Annotated in this window: 15 protein-coding genes, 1 tRNA gene and 1 pseudogene; 12 read left to right on the top strand and 5 right to left on the bottom strand. The window is 50.1% G+C overall.

What is annotated here, in order from left to right; all coding sequences use genetic code 11:
* Window positions 1-652, bottom strand: a 652-nt coding sequence (locus VIN66_RS10430) for a type II secretion system protein N (RefSeq protein WP_331923931.1), incomplete at its 3' end; no start/stop codon positions are given.
* A 172-nt stretch (window positions 653-824) separates the two neighbouring features.
* On the opposite strand from VIN66_RS10430, the gene hslR reads away from it, so the two are divergent.
* The 5 genes from hslR (at window position 825) to VIN66_RS10405 (ending at window position 4445) form a co-directional block, all read left to right on the top strand.
* Window positions 825-1238, top strand: coding sequence for a ribosome-associated heat shock protein Hsp15 (gene hslR, locus VIN66_RS10425; protein WP_331923930.1), 414 nt, complete (start codon window positions 825-827; stop codon window positions 1236-1238).
* 9 nt (window positions 1239-1247) lie between these two features.
* Window positions 1248-2096, top strand: a complete 849-nt coding sequence (hslO, locus tag VIN66_RS10420) for an Hsp33 family molecular chaperone HslO (RefSeq protein WP_331923929.1) — start codon at window positions 1248-1250, stop codon at window positions 2094-2096.
* A gap of 214 nt (window positions 2097-2310) precedes the next feature.
* Window positions 2311-2487 (top strand): DUF1328 domain-containing protein, encoded by a 177-nt coding sequence (locus VIN66_RS10415; RefSeq protein WP_134058548.1) that lies wholly within the window; start codon window positions 2311-2313, stop codon window positions 2485-2487.
* A gap of 29 nt (window positions 2488-2516) precedes the next feature.
* A complete protein-coding gene (locus tag VIN66_RS10410) occupies window positions 2517-2711 on the top strand; it encodes a hypothetical protein (RefSeq protein WP_331923928.1) in 195 nt (64 codons plus the stop codon).
* 87 nt (window positions 2712-2798) lie between these two features.
* Entirely contained in the window at window positions 2799-4445 is a 1647-nt protein-coding gene (locus tag VIN66_RS10405; RefSeq protein ID WP_331923927.1) for a diacylglycerol kinase family protein, read from the top strand.
* Between the two features lie 5 nt (window positions 4446-4450).
* Here VIN66_RS10405 and VIN66_RS10400 read toward each other — a convergent pair whose 3' ends face one another.
* Window positions 4451-5800: a sigma-54 dependent transcriptional regulator gene (locus VIN66_RS10400; protein ID WP_331923926.1), complete on the bottom strand. Its 1350-nt coding sequence runs from the start codon at window positions 5798-5800 to the stop codon at window positions 4451-4453.
* A gap of 192 nt (window positions 5801-5992) precedes the next feature.
* Here VIN66_RS10400 and VIN66_RS10395 point away from each other — a divergent pair, with 192 nt between their 5' ends.
* From VIN66_RS10395 to VIN66_RS10380, 4 genes are all read left to right on the top strand, one after another.
* Window positions 5993-6511, top strand: a complete 519-nt coding sequence (locus VIN66_RS10395; RefSeq protein ID WP_331923925.1) for a hypothetical protein — start codon at window positions 5993-5995, stop codon at window positions 6509-6511.
* A gap of 78 nt (window positions 6512-6589) precedes the next feature.
* Window positions 6590-7135, top strand: coding sequence for a BON domain-containing protein (locus VIN66_RS10390; protein WP_134058563.1), 546 nt, complete (start codon window positions 6590-6592; stop codon window positions 7133-7135).
* A 112-nt stretch (window positions 7136-7247) separates the two neighbouring features.
* Window positions 7248-8462, top strand: a complete 1215-nt coding sequence (sbcD, locus tag VIN66_RS10385; RefSeq protein WP_331923924.1) for an exonuclease subunit SbcD — start codon at window positions 7248-7250, stop codon at window positions 8460-8462.
* Complete coding sequence (locus tag VIN66_RS10380) at window positions 8459-11443, top strand: AAA family ATPase (protein ID WP_331923923.1); 2985 nt, start codon at window positions 8459-8461, stop codon at window positions 11441-11443. Before sbcD ends, VIN66_RS10380 begins: the two co-directional genes overlap by 4 nt.
* Here the strand turns inward: VIN66_RS10380 and VIN66_RS10375 are convergent, their stop codons facing one another.
* From VIN66_RS10375 to VIN66_RS10365, 3 genes are all read right to left on the bottom strand, one after another.
* Complete coding sequence (locus tag VIN66_RS10375) at window positions 11444-13711, bottom strand: sensor domain-containing protein (protein ID WP_331923922.1); 2268 nt, start codon at window positions 13709-13711, stop codon at window positions 11444-11446. It lies immediately after the preceding gene.
* 154 nt (window positions 13712-13865) lie between these two features.
* On the bottom strand, window positions 13866-14612 hold the full coding sequence (locus VIN66_RS10370; protein ID WP_331923921.1) for a DUF481 domain-containing protein: 747 nt from the start codon (window positions 14610-14612) through the stop codon (window positions 13866-13868).
* A gap of 2 nt (window positions 14613-14614) precedes the next feature.
* The gene (locus VIN66_RS10365) at window positions 14615-15439 is read right to left on the bottom strand and encodes a mechanosensitive ion channel family protein (RefSeq protein ID WP_331923920.1); all 825 of its coding nucleotides are present in this window, start codon (window positions 15437-15439) and stop codon (window positions 14615-14617) included.
* 158 nt (window positions 15440-15597) lie between these two features.
* Between VIN66_RS10365 and VIN66_RS10360 the strand changes: the two genes are divergently transcribed.
* The 3 genes and pseudogenes from VIN66_RS10360 to VIN66_RS10350 form a co-directional block, all read left to right on the top strand.
* A tRNA-His gene (locus tag VIN66_RS10360) sits at window positions 15598-15673 on the top strand.
* 53 nt (window positions 15674-15726) lie between these two features.
* Entirely contained in the window at window positions 15727-16287 is a 561-nt protein-coding gene (locus tag VIN66_RS10355) for a DUF1285 domain-containing protein (protein ID WP_331923918.1), read from the top strand.
* Window positions 16288-16375: 88 nt separating this feature from the next.
* Window positions 16376-16562 (top strand): annotated as a pseudogene (locus VIN66_RS10350) (amidohydrolase family protein); the annotation flags it as partial.

Genomic DNA, 16562 nt, shown 5'->3' with positions numbered 1-16562 from the left:
GCTGTTCCAGTTCATCACTTACCTGCAGCGGCTGCATTTCCATCGGCTCCGCTACCGGCGCCATATCAACAGCCGGCTCGTCATTAGATGGCTCGTCAGCACGGCCAAGGCCGGCATTGGCCTGAGCAATTTTGGTATATTCAAAGCCATCCAGCATCAGCGTTTCATAGCGCCCGGCTTGCTGCAGCAATACCCTGTCAGACAGCACTTGCTTCAATACCGCATTGGTGCCCTCTATCTTGTCGTCGACTGCGTAGGTCGCCTCTGTGCCGCGGCTTTCGATAATAGCGCTGCCCTGGTTCGGCTCAGAGCCAACAGCCACCAGGCCTGTCAGTTTCACATTCAGCTGGGTTTTAGGTGCTTCTGTCACTACCGGCGCCGCCGTCTTTACCGGCTCTACTGAGGCTTTACCAAATAACGAAAAACCGGTTAACGCCGCCAAACTGACACCGCCACTTTGTTTTACCGCTACGGCAGTATCTGGCCTGGGGGAAAATACCGGTGTGTCAGCGGGCAGCAACTGCCAGGTCAATCTGGCAAGCAACCACGCCAGTACGATAACTAAAACCAGGTTCAGCCCTTGCTGTACCTGCTTTAGCGGCACTTTTTGTAGCTGCTTCATTAACTGTTGCGTGTCTAATAACGGCTTCATTGCACACTTCTACTGTAAAAGAGAAAATTATCTTACCCAGTTGTCCGACAGCCAACAAGCTCAGCGCCGATATTTACAAGGTATTAACCACGTTTTTTTGCTTTCTGCCGCCAATTCCCCCGCTTTGGCACTATAATGGCGGTCTTAGTTCGGCAACAGCAGTGATAAATTTATGTCGTCAGCAAAAACGCCGGCACAGTATGACAGCCCAACATTACGATTAGATAAATGGCTGTGGGCTTGCCGCTTTTATAAAACCCGTGCTTTGGCGAAAGAGATGATCGAAGGCGGTAAAGTACATTATAATGGCCAGCGCTGCAAAGCCAGTAAAACGGTGGAGCCGGGCGCTACCGTGAAATTAGCCCAGGGCACCGACGAAAAAATCGTTGTGGTACTGGGGTTGTCGGAAAAACGCTTATCAGCACCACTGGCGCAGGCTTTGTATGAAGAAACCGCCGAAAGCATTGAACAGCGGTTAAAGCGGGCCGAGCTTAGAAAAACCAACAGCTTATTTGCCCCGCACCCGGAAACCAAACCTGACAAAAAAGAGCGGCGTAAGCTGCTTTTGTTAAAATCGCAGCAGTAAGAGAACAGCATGAATTCAGATAATTTATTCCGCTTTTTATTTCAGCAACGCAATGTTCGTGGCGAGATGGTGCAACTGTCATCCAGCCTCGATCAAATGCTGCTGCATCACAATTACCCACAGCCGGTGAAACAACTGCTGGCAGAACTGGTTGCAGCAACCAGCCTGCTAACAGCAACGCTGAAGTTTGAAGGCGATATCGCTGTGCAGGTACAGGGCGATGGCCCGGTGCGTTTTGCTGCGGTAAACGGCACCGACCAACAGCAATTCCGTGCTGTCGTTCGGATGCAGGCTGAAATAACCGGCAGCAGTTTCCGCGATCTTATCGGTGAAGGTTACCTGCTGGTTACCATTACACCTAAGCAAGGTGAACGTTATCAGGGTATTATCCCCCTCAGCGGTGACAGCCTGACGACTACGCTGGAAGCTTATTTTGCCCAATCAGAGCAACTGCCAACCCGGCTTTATCTATACACTGATTTGCAGCCAGAGCATTGTCGTGCCGCCGGCTTTATGCTGCAGGTACTGCCGGTTGAACAGCAAAAAGCCAAAGCCGACTTTGATGATCTGGTGATGCTGAGCGACACCCTGACACAGGCCGAGATTTTTGACCTGCCTGCAGAGCAATTGCTGTACCGGTTGTTCCACCAGGAGCAGGTAGAATTGTTTTCACCACAGCAGGTAAGCTTTGTGTGTGGCTGCTCACGGGAGAAATGCAGCTCTGCCATTGTTAGCTTGGGCCGGGATGTCATCAACGAGCATATAGCTGAGGGCAAACTGGATATCAGCTGCGAATATTGTAATAAAACCTACCATTTCAGCCCTGATGATTTAACTCAGCTGTTGCAACAGCTGTAAGCCCAATCACCTGTTCTGCCATGAAAACGTTACCGGCTTGCCGGTAACTTTTTCGCGCCCTATGTTAGCCCCCGCGAGTAACCAGCGCTGATACAAACAACTAATATCTTTTAAATACAGATAGTTGCAAAACCTGTTCAATCTGGCATGACTTTAGCTACAGCTTATACATCGTTTTCTTACGATCTGTGCATCACGCACTAAGGAGCAAAGTATGTTGGGTTGGGCATTAACATTTTTAGTCATTGCACTGATTGCCGCAGTGCTGGGTTTTGGTGGTATCGCTGGCGCGGCAGCCGGTATTGCTAAAGTGATTTTCTTTATCTTCATCGTGTTACTGGTGATTTCACTGCTGGTTAATGCGTTGCGGGGAAAATCGCCAAGACTTTAATTTAAGTAACTTACAGAAGGATAAAAACTATGACATTAGCTAATCTGATGAGTCGTTTCGCACTGGTTGCCATGCTTGCATTGTCTGTTGTGGCTTGTGAAGACAACAATGCAGAGGAAGTCGGTGAAACAATAGATGAAGTCGTCACTGACGCGGGTAATAAAGTCGAAGATGTCTGTGAAGATGTAAAAGAAAAAGCAGATGCCGAAGATAAAGACTGCTAATTTATAAGCGGCGACAGTGCTAACTGTTGCCGCTTTTCTCTTTCAGCCTTCAGCCAGGCGGTACTTTCTGAACAGGTACTCTGCATTATGACCATAGCCGCACTGTATATCTCACTTGCACTTCTGTTTACTGTTGCCAGCTTGCTAGCCCCCTATTGGCTGTTAAAACTATTGCTGGCCTGGGTGGCACTTTCGTTATTTGTGGTCAGTTCTGCGTATTGGCTGAACACTGCCAGCGTGTTCCGTAAACGCAGTGATGGCAGCATCCCCTGGTACAGCTACTGGCTGTTTATTCCCTTTTTATTAGGCGCCGGCGCCTACAATCTGATTACCCGGCGCCGGGATACAGTGCCAGCCATGCAACGGGTAGCGAAAGGATTATTTCTGGGTGCACGCCTGACTACTGCAGACTTACCCGAATTGCAAAAAAACCGCATTACGGCTGTATTGGATGTGACCGCTGAATTTGCCGCACTTGACGGCCTTAGCCAGATGGATGGCATGCAATACCTGAACATTCCGGTGCTGGATCATGCCTGCCCGACAACAGCACAGCTCAAGCAAAGCGTGCTATGGCTGCAACAACAACGTGCTGCCGGCCGGACAATTCTGGTGCACTGTGCTCTGGGCCGGGGCCGCTCCGTGTTGGTGTTGGCGGCATTCTTATTAAGCCGTCACAGCAGCAAAAAGGCTGAGCAAGCACTGGCGCTGATTAAACAGGTGCGCCATACCGCCCGGCTAAACCGGCGCCAGCTTGCTGCTTTACATCAATTTGTGGCCAGCTTTGACAACCCCGATCCCAGCCCAGTCTGGTTGATCGCAAATCCGGTATCCGGCGGTGGTAAATGGCACGACGCCGAGGCAGAAATTGTCAGTCTGTTATCTCCTTTTATGGCACTCGACATCAAACTGAGCAACGAAGACTGCTCCGCCCGCCAATTGGCGAAGCAAGCCAGACAAGCCGGTTGCAAACTGGTTATAGCCTGCGGCGGCGATGGCACTGTTACCGAAGTGGCCTCGGCTCTGGTTGGTAGCGATACCTGCCTCGGCATTATTCCACTGGGTACGACGAATGCCTTAAGTCACGCACTTTGGGGTATCAGTGCTAAACTGATGCCAGTGCGCTCAGCCTGCCTGAATATTCTCGATGGTCAAAGCCGCGCGATAGATACAGCAAGCTGCAACGGTAGATTAATGCTGCTGCTTGCCGGCGTAGGTTTTGAACAGCAGATGGTTGCGGCGGCAGATCGGGACAAAAAAAATCAGCTCGGTCAGCTGGCTTACCTGAATGGGCTATGGCAGGCAGTGCAGAGCAATCGGATTCAGTCACTGTGGGTACAATTTGATGAGCAACCTGAGCAGCCACTCGATACCGCTAGCCTGGTTGTTGCCAATGCCGCCCCGCTGACAACACTTCTCGCTCAGGGCAGTGGCGCGCCTGATTTAACCGACGGTAAGCTGGATATCACCTGGCTGGTGGCTAATAACGAGGATAGCCAATTCTTTGGTCTGGCAGAGCTGGCGCTGGCCGGGTTGACCAATATTAACCCCAGTGTTGCCAGCCAGAGCTGTCAGGCCAGCAGAATTGCAGTACGGCGCCAGGATGGCCAACCTCTGCACTATGTGATTGACGGTGAACTGTTTCAGGATAAAACGCTGGAGATCGTTATCAATCCTGCGTCGTTACGCGTTATGCTGGCTGATGAAGAGACAGAAAACACTCCAGCCAGCTGAGCAAGTCACTGGTCAGACTGTTGATACTTTTCCAGCTTATTGTACAGGGTCTTCACACTGATCCCCAGCTGCTGGGCAGTATCGGTTTTATTACCGGCGTTTTGCTCCAGAGTATTCAAAATGGCCGCTTTTTCAAGATCATCCAATGCCACACCACAAGGCACTTCAGCCAGACATTGTGCATCTGCCTCGGTATCATCGTCAGTATTCAGCAATAAGTGCTCTGGCAGAATATGCGTGTCAGACAATATGTAAGCCCGCTCAATAGCATGCTTAAGCTCTCTGACATTACCTGGCCAATTGTGGCTGGCAATAAGCTGCATAGTCTCTTCCGTAAGTAACTTCTCTTGTTGCTCCTGCGCATTGCGATAAGCCAGAAAATGCTGCGCCAGGCCGCTGATGTCGCTGCCTCTGTCACGAAGCGGGGGCACCTGCACCGGAAACTGGGCCAGACGGAAATACAAATCTTCGCGTAACAAGCCCTCTGCAATTGCCTGCTGCGGGTCGCGGTTAGTCGCTGCGATGACTCTGACGTCGGCCTGGTGTGTCTTATCAGTACCTACCGGCCGGAACTCTCCGCTTTCAAGCACCCGCAGCAGTTTCACTTGCTGCTCAAACGGCATCTCGGTGATTTCATCCAGAAATAAGGTACCGCCCTGGGCTTGGGTGAATACGCCCTGGTGGTCTCGTAATGCCCCGGTAAAGGCGCCTTTACGATGGCCAAACAGTTCACTGTCTACCAGCTCGGGGCTCAGAGCGCCACAGTTAATCGCAACAAAGCGCTGATCTGCCCGGTAGCTGGCCAGATGCAGCGTATTTGCAACCAACTCCTTACCGGAACCACTTTCTCCGATCACTAGCACATTGGCATCGGTAATGGCGACCTTACGCAAAGTGCGGTATAGCTTTAACATCACTCTGGACGACCCCACCAGCAGGCCGAACTGGTCGAGCATACTGGCTTTGGTGTCGGCGGGCTGACGTATATCGCTCAGCTGTTGATAGAAATCTTGCAGCGTCTCAAAAATGCACGACATATCAAGTGGTTGGCGAAAATGGTAACCTGCGCCAGAGCGCATCAGCTCATCCAGCATCGGCTCTGCACTACCGTCGCTGACAAAAATAAAATCCATTTCCGCCAGTAAATGACTGCTAATTAGCGGCTGATAGTCGGCTTCGCTTTCATGATCAACCTGGATAAAAGCCAGGTCGCAGGGTTGTTGCAGCAGCTGTTCTGACCAGGGGGCGGTGTTACTGCTTCTGACAACCACAAAACGCCTGACGATTTCGGACTGCATTAGCTGGGCGCTCAGTTCAGGATCCTGCACATGTAAGAATAAGCGTGGCTGTGTCATATTTAAGTACTCAGTTATGAGCTCTAACCCTATGTCAGCACTGTAATTATAACAATGCCCATTGGTAAAACTTACCTGTCCCGTCGGTCTGTCGCACCTTACTGCCAAAAATAATCATGCAAATCATAAAATTGCACTTTGGTACATGAATTGAATATGAACCGGTACCGGCATAGAAAAAGAGGTGTCACTATGGGCTATGCAGAACCGGCTTCACAAAATAATAACACTGAATTAAGAATGCTGCATGGCGTTCATATGTTGTGTGTGTCGGCGCAACAGTTCTTTCAGCAAGCGGCTAACCAGTTAGATGACAGTAACCTGCGTTATAAGTTTCTTGAACTATCGATACTGCATGCCAATGCCGCCAGACAGTTGCCAGCAACAACGTCAAACCCGTTGCCGCAGATTGCTAATAGCGAACTTGCTGCCGTTCAGTTCTGGTATCTGCACCAGCAAGCCAGCTTGCACAGTAAAGGACCTCAGCCATCGATGCTGACTGAATTAGCCGACCTGCTACAGCAACAACTGAATGCCCTGAAACACCTCACCAAAAATGTCGACACGAGTTCCGCCAGGGTGACACTGGCGCATTTATCGGCTGCGCTGCAAATGGCCAATGACCAGCTGTTACCTCTGCTGAAAGTTTTACCGACAAACGGGCAAAAACTACAACAAAAGTTTTACCAAAACGATAAGTCAACAGATTAAACAATTTAAAAACAATCACTTAAAAGTTGGCATTGAAATGGCATTTGTCTCATCGTCTCAATACAAAGGAGCGAAGACATGAAACGTACAACTTTAGCAATGATGATGACCTTGGCACTGTCTACTACAACAGCGGTAGCCGCCAACGATTGGAAAGAAGGTGCCAAAGATGCGTGGATTGATGGTAAAGCCGAGACAACTCTGTTGTTAAACGGCAACTTAAATTCATTTGATATTAATACCGACGTTAAAAACGGTGTTATTACCCTGACCGGTAAAGTAGAAAGTGACGTAGATAAGGCTCTGGCTGAAGAGCTGTTGGAAAACCTGGACGGTGTCAGCCGTGTTGATAACCAACTGACGGTAATGGCCGATAAAAACGCTAACCGTAGCGACGACGACAACAGTGCGCTGAAAGATGCAAAAATTGCCACTGTGGTTAAAACCCGTCTGTTGTTTGAGTCAGAAGTCAGCGGCACTTCAATTGATGTAGACGCCGAAAACGGTGTTGTAACGCTGCAGGGCGAAGTTGATTCTGACGCTGAAAAAGATTTGGCCGTTGCTATTGCCAAAAATACTGATGACGTCACCAAAGTCGTCGACAAACTGCAAGTAGCACAATAACTTGTGCCGCTATCCTAAACGCCGGTCTGGGCCTGTGCCCGGGCCGGCGTTTTGCTGTTAGCTGCCCATTCCGGTATGCTGGCGCCACTGACGATATTAGTAGCATGCTGTTATGCGCATTTTGCACACTTCAGACTGGCATCTTGGCCAGCATTTTATTGGCCGCAGCCGCGCAGCTGAACATCAGGCCTTTTTACTCTGGCTGGTTTCCCAGGTTAAAGCTCTTAACATTGACGCCATTATTGTAGCCGGCGATATTTTTGATACTGCCACACCGCCCAGTTATGCCCGTGAACTCTATAACCAATTTATCGTTGAACTGCAAAGCTGCCAGTGCCAGCTGGTTATACTGGCTGGGAATCACGATGCACCGGCAGTATTAAACGAAAGCAAAGCGTTACTGCAGCACTTAAATACCCGGGTCGTAGCAAACATCAGCGATAGCCTTCACGAGCAACTGCTGGTGCTGCATCACCGGCAACAGCCTGCAGCCTTGTTGTGCGCCATACCCTTTGTGCGGGCCCGCGACCTGATGCAAAGCCAGGCCGGACAAAGTGCCAGCGACAAGCAGCAAAGCTTACAACAGGCGATAGCGCAGCATTATCAGCAGTTGTATCAGCTGGCTCAGCAATATAATACTGAGCATAAACTGAACCTGCCGGTTGTAATGACCGGCCACCTGACGACAGTCGGTGTTAGCCGGTCTGAATCTGTACGGGATATTTATATCGGCACACTTGAAGCTTTTGCAGCAAATGCCTTTCCGCCGGCAGATTACATTGCGCTTGGCCACATTCATCAAAGCCAGCAGATAAAAGCCGACACCGATATCCGCTACAGCGGCTCGCCGATAGCGCTGAGTTTTGACGAAGCAACGCAGCAAAAGCAGCTGTGGCTGATAGAATTCAAAGACGGCGCTAAAACAGTGTCTACGCTACCGGTTCCATGCTTTCAGCCGCTTTTGAGTATAAAAACCGATTTAGCGGCACTGAAGCAAAAGGTGCAGCAAGCTGTTGCAGCCATAGCGACAACCGAAACCCTATGGCTGGAGCTGGTTATTACTGAAACCGACGCTTATCTGACAGATCTGCAACAAAGAGTAGAAACCGAGCTGCAAGACCTGCCTGTTGCCCTGCTACGCTTGCGCCGCCAGCGCACTGCCGTAACTAACCCGTTCGCCAGCGATCATGACACCCAATTGTCTGAATTAACGCCGGAGCAGGTATGGCAAGCACGGCTTGCCGGCGAGGAACTGACCGCAGAGCAGCAACAGCAACTGAGCAAACTGCACGGACAGGTATTAGCTACCGTACTGGAGGCCAAGTGAAGATCCTGTCAGTGCGGCTGCAAAACCTGAATTCACTGCGTGGCGAATGGTTGATTGATTTTCGCCAGCCGCCTTTTAGCCAAACCAATATTTTTGCCATTACCGGCGCAACCGGCGCTGGCAAAACCACAATATTGGATGCTATCTGTCTGGCTCTCTATCACCAGACTCCACGCCTGAAAACATCGCCGACCAGCAATGAGCTGATGACGCGCAACTGCAGCGAGTGTCTGGCGGAAGTTGAATTTGAAGTTGCCGGCACCGGATACCGCGCATTCTGGAGCCAACGCCGAGCCAGAGGTGCGCCCGACGGTAACCTGCAGGCCGCAAAAACCGAACTGGCCAGGCTTGATGGGGCTATTCTGGCAGAAAAAACCAGTGACAAACTGCGGCTGATTACTGAAATAACCGGGCTGGACTTTGGCCGTTTTACCAAATCAATGCTGCTAGCCCAGGGTGGTTTTGCCGCCTTCTTAAATGCTGACGCTAACGAACGCGCCGAGTTACTGGAAGAGCTAACCGGCACGGATATTTACGGCCGTATTTCTGAGCAGGTGTTTAACGACTGCCGTGAACAGAAAAGTCAGCTGGATTTGCTGCAGGCCCGTGCTGGCGCAGTAGAGTTACTGAGCGCAGATCAGAAGCTGCAGCTGCAAACAGAACTGACTGACGTTCAATCGGCATTTGATACCGCCCAACAGTCGTTGTCAGAGCAGCGAAAGCTGCAGCGCTGGCGTGAGCAGCTGGACAAGGCACAACAGGAACTCCAGCAGACTGAACTTGAAGTCAGAACAGCGCAAAGCGCTATCGAAATACACGCCCCGCAACTGGCACGCCTAACAGCCTGGCAACCGGCCAGTCAATTGTTACCTTTATATACGGCTTGCCAGAGTGCGCTCAGTGAGCAAAAGCAATGTCAGCAGGAGCGGCAGACATTGCAACAGCAGCAACACCAAACAGAGCGGCAGCAAGCCAGCATCCTGTGGCATGGTGTACAGCAGCTTGCACAGAAAAAACAACAGCTGCAGATGCTGCAGCAACAGCAGCAACAACAACTGCAGCAACTAATACAGCAGCTGCCCGTTATCAGCACACGCCAGCAGGCACTGCAAGTACAGCTAAAGCAGCTTAGCGCAGCGCTGCAAGATGCAAACATCCTGCAATTGCGCCAGCAACTGCAACAACATCAGGCCAGGCAGCACCTATTGCAATATGTGCAACAGCAGCAACTGCAACGGCAGAAATGGCTACAGCAGTATGCAGCAACAGAGTCGCAATTGCAGCAAAACAGACAGCAGCTGCAGCCACTGGCAGAACAACTGCAGGCACTGCGTCAGCAATATAAAACGCTGCAGGAACAGATTACTGACAAAAAGCAGCTGTTACAGCAACAGCAGTTGATTATGCAATTATCTGAACACCGCTCACGCTTGCAGCCCGACCAACCCTGCCCGCTGTGTGGTGCAACTGAACATCCGGCTGTAGAGCGTTATCAGCAATTAAGCAGCTCCGACACCGAGCTACAGCTGGAGCAGAAAGAACAACAACTGACTGCCGTGCAAAAACAGGGCGAAACGCTTAATCAGCTCCAAACTACCCTGCAGGCAGAGCAGAAGCAGTTGCAGCAGCAGCTCAGCAGACAGCAACAAGAGCTTGCTGAGCTTGAAGCGGATATGAAAAACCGGCTGAAAGGTGAGCGGCCCGACGATGTAGATGCCGCTTTGGCTGACACAACGGCAACGCTGGAGCACACCGCTAAAGCTTTGCAGCAAGCAGAACATCAGCAACAGCAGCTGCAGCAGCAAAAAGAACAATTGCAAGCGGCAGAGCGGCAACTGGAACAAAACCAACATCAGCAACAGCTGCAGCAACAACAAATACAACGCTCAGCAGAACAATATAATGATCTGACGATACAGCATCAGAGCTGGCTGCAGCAATGGCAAGAAACCCAGCAAGACCCGCCGCAACAGGCGTCAGAGGCGGCTGACTTTGCCGAGTTGAACCAGGCGTTGCAGCAATCGCAGCTACAACTCCAACAGGTGCAGGGGCAACAGCAGGCGTTGCTACGCCGACAGCAAGCACTGGATGCTAAGGTAGAGCAATATGATCAGCAGTGGCAGCAAGCCCTGGCAGCAAGCAGTTTCAGCGACGAAACCGCGTTCAAAGCCGCTGTGCTGGAACAATCAGAAGTACAGGCCTTACAGCAATTGCAGCAGCAGTTGCAGCAGGCGGACATTGCGGCAAAACGTCTGCACAGCGAATGGCAGCAGCGTTATCTGCAACTGGAACAACAACAACTGACCACCGATCCGCTGGCCGGGATCACGGCGAAAGTGCAGCAGCATGAGCAACAACTGCAACAGTTAAGTGCCAGACAAGGTCAGCTGCAGCAGCAAATCAGCAGTGACGAACAACGGCGTAACAATCAGTTGCAGTTATTAGAAGATATTGCACAGAAACAACAACAGTATGAACACTGGCAGCGTTTAAACAGCCTGATTGGTTCTGCTGACGGCGCCAAATACCGTCGTTTCGCACAAAGCATGACATTGCAGCAACTGGTTGTGCTGGCTAACCGCCAACTTGAGACACTGCATAACCGCTACCAGCTGTCACGCCATGCTACGGCAGAACTGGAGCTGGTTGTACTGGACACCTGGCAGGCCGACAGCATGCGTGATACCAAAACACTGTCCGGTGGCGAAAGCTTTCTGGTGAGCCTGGCACTGGCTCTGGCGTTGTCCGATCTGGTCAGTAATAAAACCCGTATTGATTCTCTGTTTCTGGACGAAGGCTTCGGTACACTGGATGCAGACACGCTGGACAGTGCCCTCAGTGCACTGGATGGTCTCAATGCCAGCGGTAAAATGATCGGTATTATCAGCCATGTTGAAGCGTTAAAGCAGCGTATTAGTGTGCAGATCAAAGTAGAGAAGCAGCAAGGGTTGGGTTACAGCCAGATCAGGATCGGCGGTTAATTACTGCTGTAACAGCGCGGTAAACTCACTGGCCGGTAAAGCTTTACTAAAATAGTACCCCTGATAATAGTCGCAGCCCTGCTGGCGCAAAAATGCCAGCTGGTCTGCGGTTTCCACACCTTCGGCCAGCACTTTAAAATTCATCGTATGTGCCAGCGCAATAATGGCGGTGGCGATTTGCTTGTCATCTTTTGCCTGAGGAATATGCTCAATAAACCGCCTGTCTATTTTCAGTACATCCAATGGCAAGCGTGTCAGATAAGATAAAGACGAATAACCAGTGCCAAAATCATCAATTGCCAGCCTGACCCCCAAAGCTTTAATCTGATGCATGGTGGCGATAACCCGGGTTTCGTCCGTCATCAGCACACTTTCGGTGACCTCAAGCTCCAGCAGCTCCGGTGGTACTGCAGTGTCGGCTAAGGCTTGTTTTAATTCGTTCAGCAACAGGTCTTTACTGAATTGCTGTGCTGAAACATTCACCGCCAGACTAAAAGGTGGCACACCTTGCTCCAGCCAGTGGCTGAGCTGCTTTAAACTTTGCTGCAACACCCAGGCGCCCAGGCTATGGATCAGGCCACATCCCTCCGCCAGTGGAATAAACAACGAAGGCGGAATAGTACCAAGCTCAGCATCGTGCCAGCGCAGCAACACTTCAGCACCGACAATCTTGCCACTGCTAATCGCAATTTGCGGCTGATAATAGCACTGCAACATATTATGTTTCAGCGCATGACGCAGACGTGACTCCAGCAACACGCGTTGTTTAGCCTGAGCTGTCAGCTCATCGGTATAGAGTGCGATATGGTTGCGCCCTTCACCTTTGGCTTTGTACATAGCGGCATCGGCAGCCCGCAACAGATCTTCACTACTGGCAGCATGGCGTGGGTATACACTGATCCCGACAGAGATTGCCGTGATCACTTCATCGCCGTTGTTCAACACACAGGGTTGCTGCAATTGTTTCATTAGTTGCGCGGCAAACGCTTTTGCTTCTGCCTCAGATTGCACAGCAGGCAGCAATACTCCAAACTCGTCGCCCCCCAGGCGGGCCAGCACATGCTGCGCTTCGCAGCCTTGTTGCAACCGCCAGCTTACCTGCATTAACAGCTGATCGCCTGCGCTGTGGCCAAAGCTGTCATTGATATCTTTAAAGTTGTCCAGATCCATCAGCAGTACCGCACATTGCTGTTGCTGCAGTGCCGCCTGAACAATGGCTTTATCCACGCAGCGGGTAAAATGTTGCCGGTTAGGTAATTGCGTTACGGCATCAAAATCAGACAGAAAAGCCAGGGCGGCAGCCTGTTTCTTGTGTTCGGTCAAATCTACGTCAATACAGAAAATCTGTGGCTCCATCTCCGGCAGCTTGACCACTGCATGCCCCGAAAACACTGACACCATTGAACCGTCTTTGCGCTGTAGTACCAGCTCTTCAGATGGGATTGAAATACCGGTCTGCGCCATCTGCGCCATCGCCTCAGCGACCAGCGGCTTCATCGGAGCCGGAATAATAAGTTCCAGCAGGTTCTTGCCCAGCGCTTCTTCCCTGCTATAGCCGTAAATCAGTTCGCTGGCTTTATTCCAGTAGAACGTCGAACCGTCGGCATAGTAACCCTGGACAGCAATTTGCGGCGTGTTGTCCAGCAGGGTACGAAAACGCAGCTCACTTTGCGCCAATTGCTGCTGAACCCGCTTCTGCTCATTAATGTCATGTATCACTGAAATAAAGTAACTAAACGCCGGCGAGCAGATCATGGCGACAGACAGATGAGCCCACAGAACTTTGCCATCCTTACATATGTACCGTTTCTCCAGTTCATAATGGTTTATCTGGCCATTTTGCAGCTGCCTGACCATGGCGATATCAGTATCCAGATCGGCCGGGAAGGTAAGTTGTTGAAAATTCATACTGGTGAGCTCTGCCTCGGTATAACCGAGCATCCGGCACAGTACCTGATTCACCCGCAAAAAATATCCATCTATCGACACATGCGCAATACCGGCGGCAGCGTGCGAAAATGTATCAATAAAGGCTTGTTCAGACTGGTTAAGAGAGCGGCTGATATGCTGTTTCTGCCTCAACAAAAACCAGGCCAGCACTGCGGTCAGGCTGACATATAAATAGCCTTTATAACTTTGATACTGCGTCAGCAGAGTACTGTCGGTAACGAGCCAGACCAGTAGTTTGTCACTGCAGGTAATCCAGAGCAGACCAAACAAAAAATACACCGAGGCACCGAACCAGGGGTGCTGTAACAGGAATTGCAAACGGGGCTTCCATACCGGTGTCATTAGATTAATGTAGAAATATTATTAATGAAGTGGTAATGACAGCATAGCCTACTTTTGTCGCAGGCCAAGCTAAATAGCTAAATTGAAAGGTATTTAATAAAAGGCCTGCATGATGCAGGCCTGTAAATCATTAGAATGAATATACCAGCGTCAGTGACGTTTGCGTATCTGTACTCTTTTTTCCTTCCGGAACAGAAGAGTCATTTTGTACCAGGAAGGCAGCTTTCATTTGTAGCGAACCATTAATTTTTGCCAACAACGATGTTTCGCTGATAGTACGGGTGTTATCATCCCCGTATTCTACGCTGAGCGTCTGAGCAAAGCTGGCTGACTCGCTGATTGTCCAGTTAAAAGCAGCGGCACCACGCACAATCAGGCCTTTCTCTGTCTCACCTGTTGAACGCTTGCCGGTAAAATAACCAGGACCGATTTCCACATCCAGATGCTTATCCTCGGCGTTATAAACCCGAGTACCATAACCTAAAGCAACGGTGGTGTACTCAGTATAAGCACCAAACTCATCATCGGTGTAGGAGCCAAAAGCAAATAACTTATCAAACTCGTTATCCAGCTTGTATGCAGTTTTCGCCGAGATCAGATACTTCTCTGCCGACTTCTCGGTGTACTTGTCACCGTTATCATCAGTTTTTTCATCCTCTTTAAAAAAAGCACTGAAAATATACTGATTACTCCATTGCTGCAGTTCTTGCTTGGCATCGATCTTACCGGTTATCGAAGTACCGACTGTGTTACCCGAGGTGGTTATAGCGCCCAGCTCTGCCGACGTGGTCCACACTTTCTCAGTAGCAGCAGTATCGTTAGCCTGTGCCTGCATGCTGGCAACCACGGCCAATGCTAAAACTGAATAAACCTTCATACTTACTCCTGCTTGTCTTTCTTAATATGTACATCCATTTGCGGGAACGGAATACCAATACCCTGCTCGTCAAATGTCAGCTTCACTTTTTCCAGCGTATCCCAGTACACGCCCCAGTAATCAGCAGATTTCACCCAGGGCCGCACCAATATATTGACCGAAGAGTCTGCAAGCGCTCCTACCTTGATTGCAGCAGCCGGTTCTGCCAGCACGCGATCATCATTCTTTATGATATCTTCCAGTATTTGCTTGGCTTTACGCAGATCAGAGTCATAGCTTATCCCGATCGTTAAATCGACGCGGCGCGTAGCTTCTGCCGAATAGTTGGTAATGGCACTGCCGGTGATTTGCGCATTGGGCACTATCACCAGTTTATTATCCGGTGTTTTCATAATGGTTTGAAAAATCTCAATTTTATCTACCGTGCCGGTGATACCGCCGGCGTCGATAAAATCGCCTGATTTAAATGGCCGAAATAGAATAATCAGAATGCCAGACGCGAAATTGGCCAGCGATCCCTGTAGCGCCAAACCAATCGCTAAGCCAGCGGCACCTAAAATGGCAATAAAGGATGTGGTCTGGACCCCAACCTGAGACAGCGCCATCAAAACTGTCGCAATCATAATAACGGCGTAGACAATGCCACAGACAAAGGAAACGACAGCCTTATCTACTGAGCGTTTTAATAACGACTTCTCCAGAAAACGACGTAACGCTTTAGCCACCATACGGCCGACATAGAAAATAACTATCGCGGCGACAAGCTGCAGCAAATAGGCTAACAGCAACTCATGATTCTCTTCGAATAACTGAGTGATTTTCTCCATAACACGCTCCTGTGAATTATCAGGGTTAGCAAGCAGCGCAGATAATAACACAGCAGCATTGGCCTAGTCAGGAAAAACCTACAAGTTGTTAACCTAACCTGAGAGCGGAAAAGACTTGGTGCCAACATCAAACTTAGGTAAAATACTGCTCCTCGGCGGTGACTGTAGCTCAGTTGGTAGAGCCCCGGATTGTGATTCCGGTTGTCGTGGGTTCGAGCCCCATCAGTCACCCCACTTTTCTCTTCTTTGCTAAGCTAAGTACTTCCGATAGTGTCACAGAGAACATTATGCTGAGTCTTGCCGCGTTACAGCAGCAGTTACAACAATCCAGCCTGCCACCGGTCGAAACCTGGGACCCACCTTTTTGCGGTGATATACCATTGCGAATTGACAGCAACGGCGACTGGCTATATCAGCACAGCAAAATTCAGCGACTGGCGTTAATAAAGTTGTTTGCGTCAGTGTTATTACGCCAGGACGACGGCTATTACCTGCAGACGCCGGTAGAAAAAGTCCGTATCGAAGTAACCGATGCGCCGCTTATTGTGACACAACATAACTGGCTGGAAACGGATAACGGCGGCGCACTTTGCCTGACGCTTAACACCGAGCAAAAGATAGTTGTCAGCCCGCAATATCCGTTACAACTGCAGCGCGATCCGCAGCAACAGTTTTTACCCTATCTGCAATTATGGCGCGGCCTGACAGCAAAGCTGCACCGCAATGTCTATTATCAGCTGGCGGAACACGTCAGTGCTGTGTACTGTAATGGCCAGTTACATTACCAGATAAAAAGCGGCGGTTTCCCCTACACTTTCGCGATAAGCTCCAGTGACGCTGGTCGGTGAAATACGACACTTTATCTGAAGCCAGTTGCTGAATCAGACGACTGTGTTATTTCTTGATACGTATTTAATAACAAAAGGCCATAACAAGATGAACAAAAAGCCAATTGCACGAATGTTGAGCACTATTTTTCTTTGCAGTACCGCCATCTGCGGCAGCGTCAATGCTGCTACGCTTATCCACGCAGGCAAAATTATTACTGCCGAAGATAATAAAATTCTGACCGACCACACCATCGTTATAGAGCAGGACAAAATCATTGCTGTGGAAGCCGGGT

The sequence above is a fragment of the Rheinheimera sp. genome, assembly GCF_036568245.1.
Taxonomy (GTDB): domain Bacteria; phylum Pseudomonadota; class Gammaproteobacteria; order Enterobacterales; family Alteromonadaceae; genus Alishewanella.
Note: the sequence above shows the minus strand (reverse complement) of the source record. Positions and strands in the feature narration are given on the sequence as shown.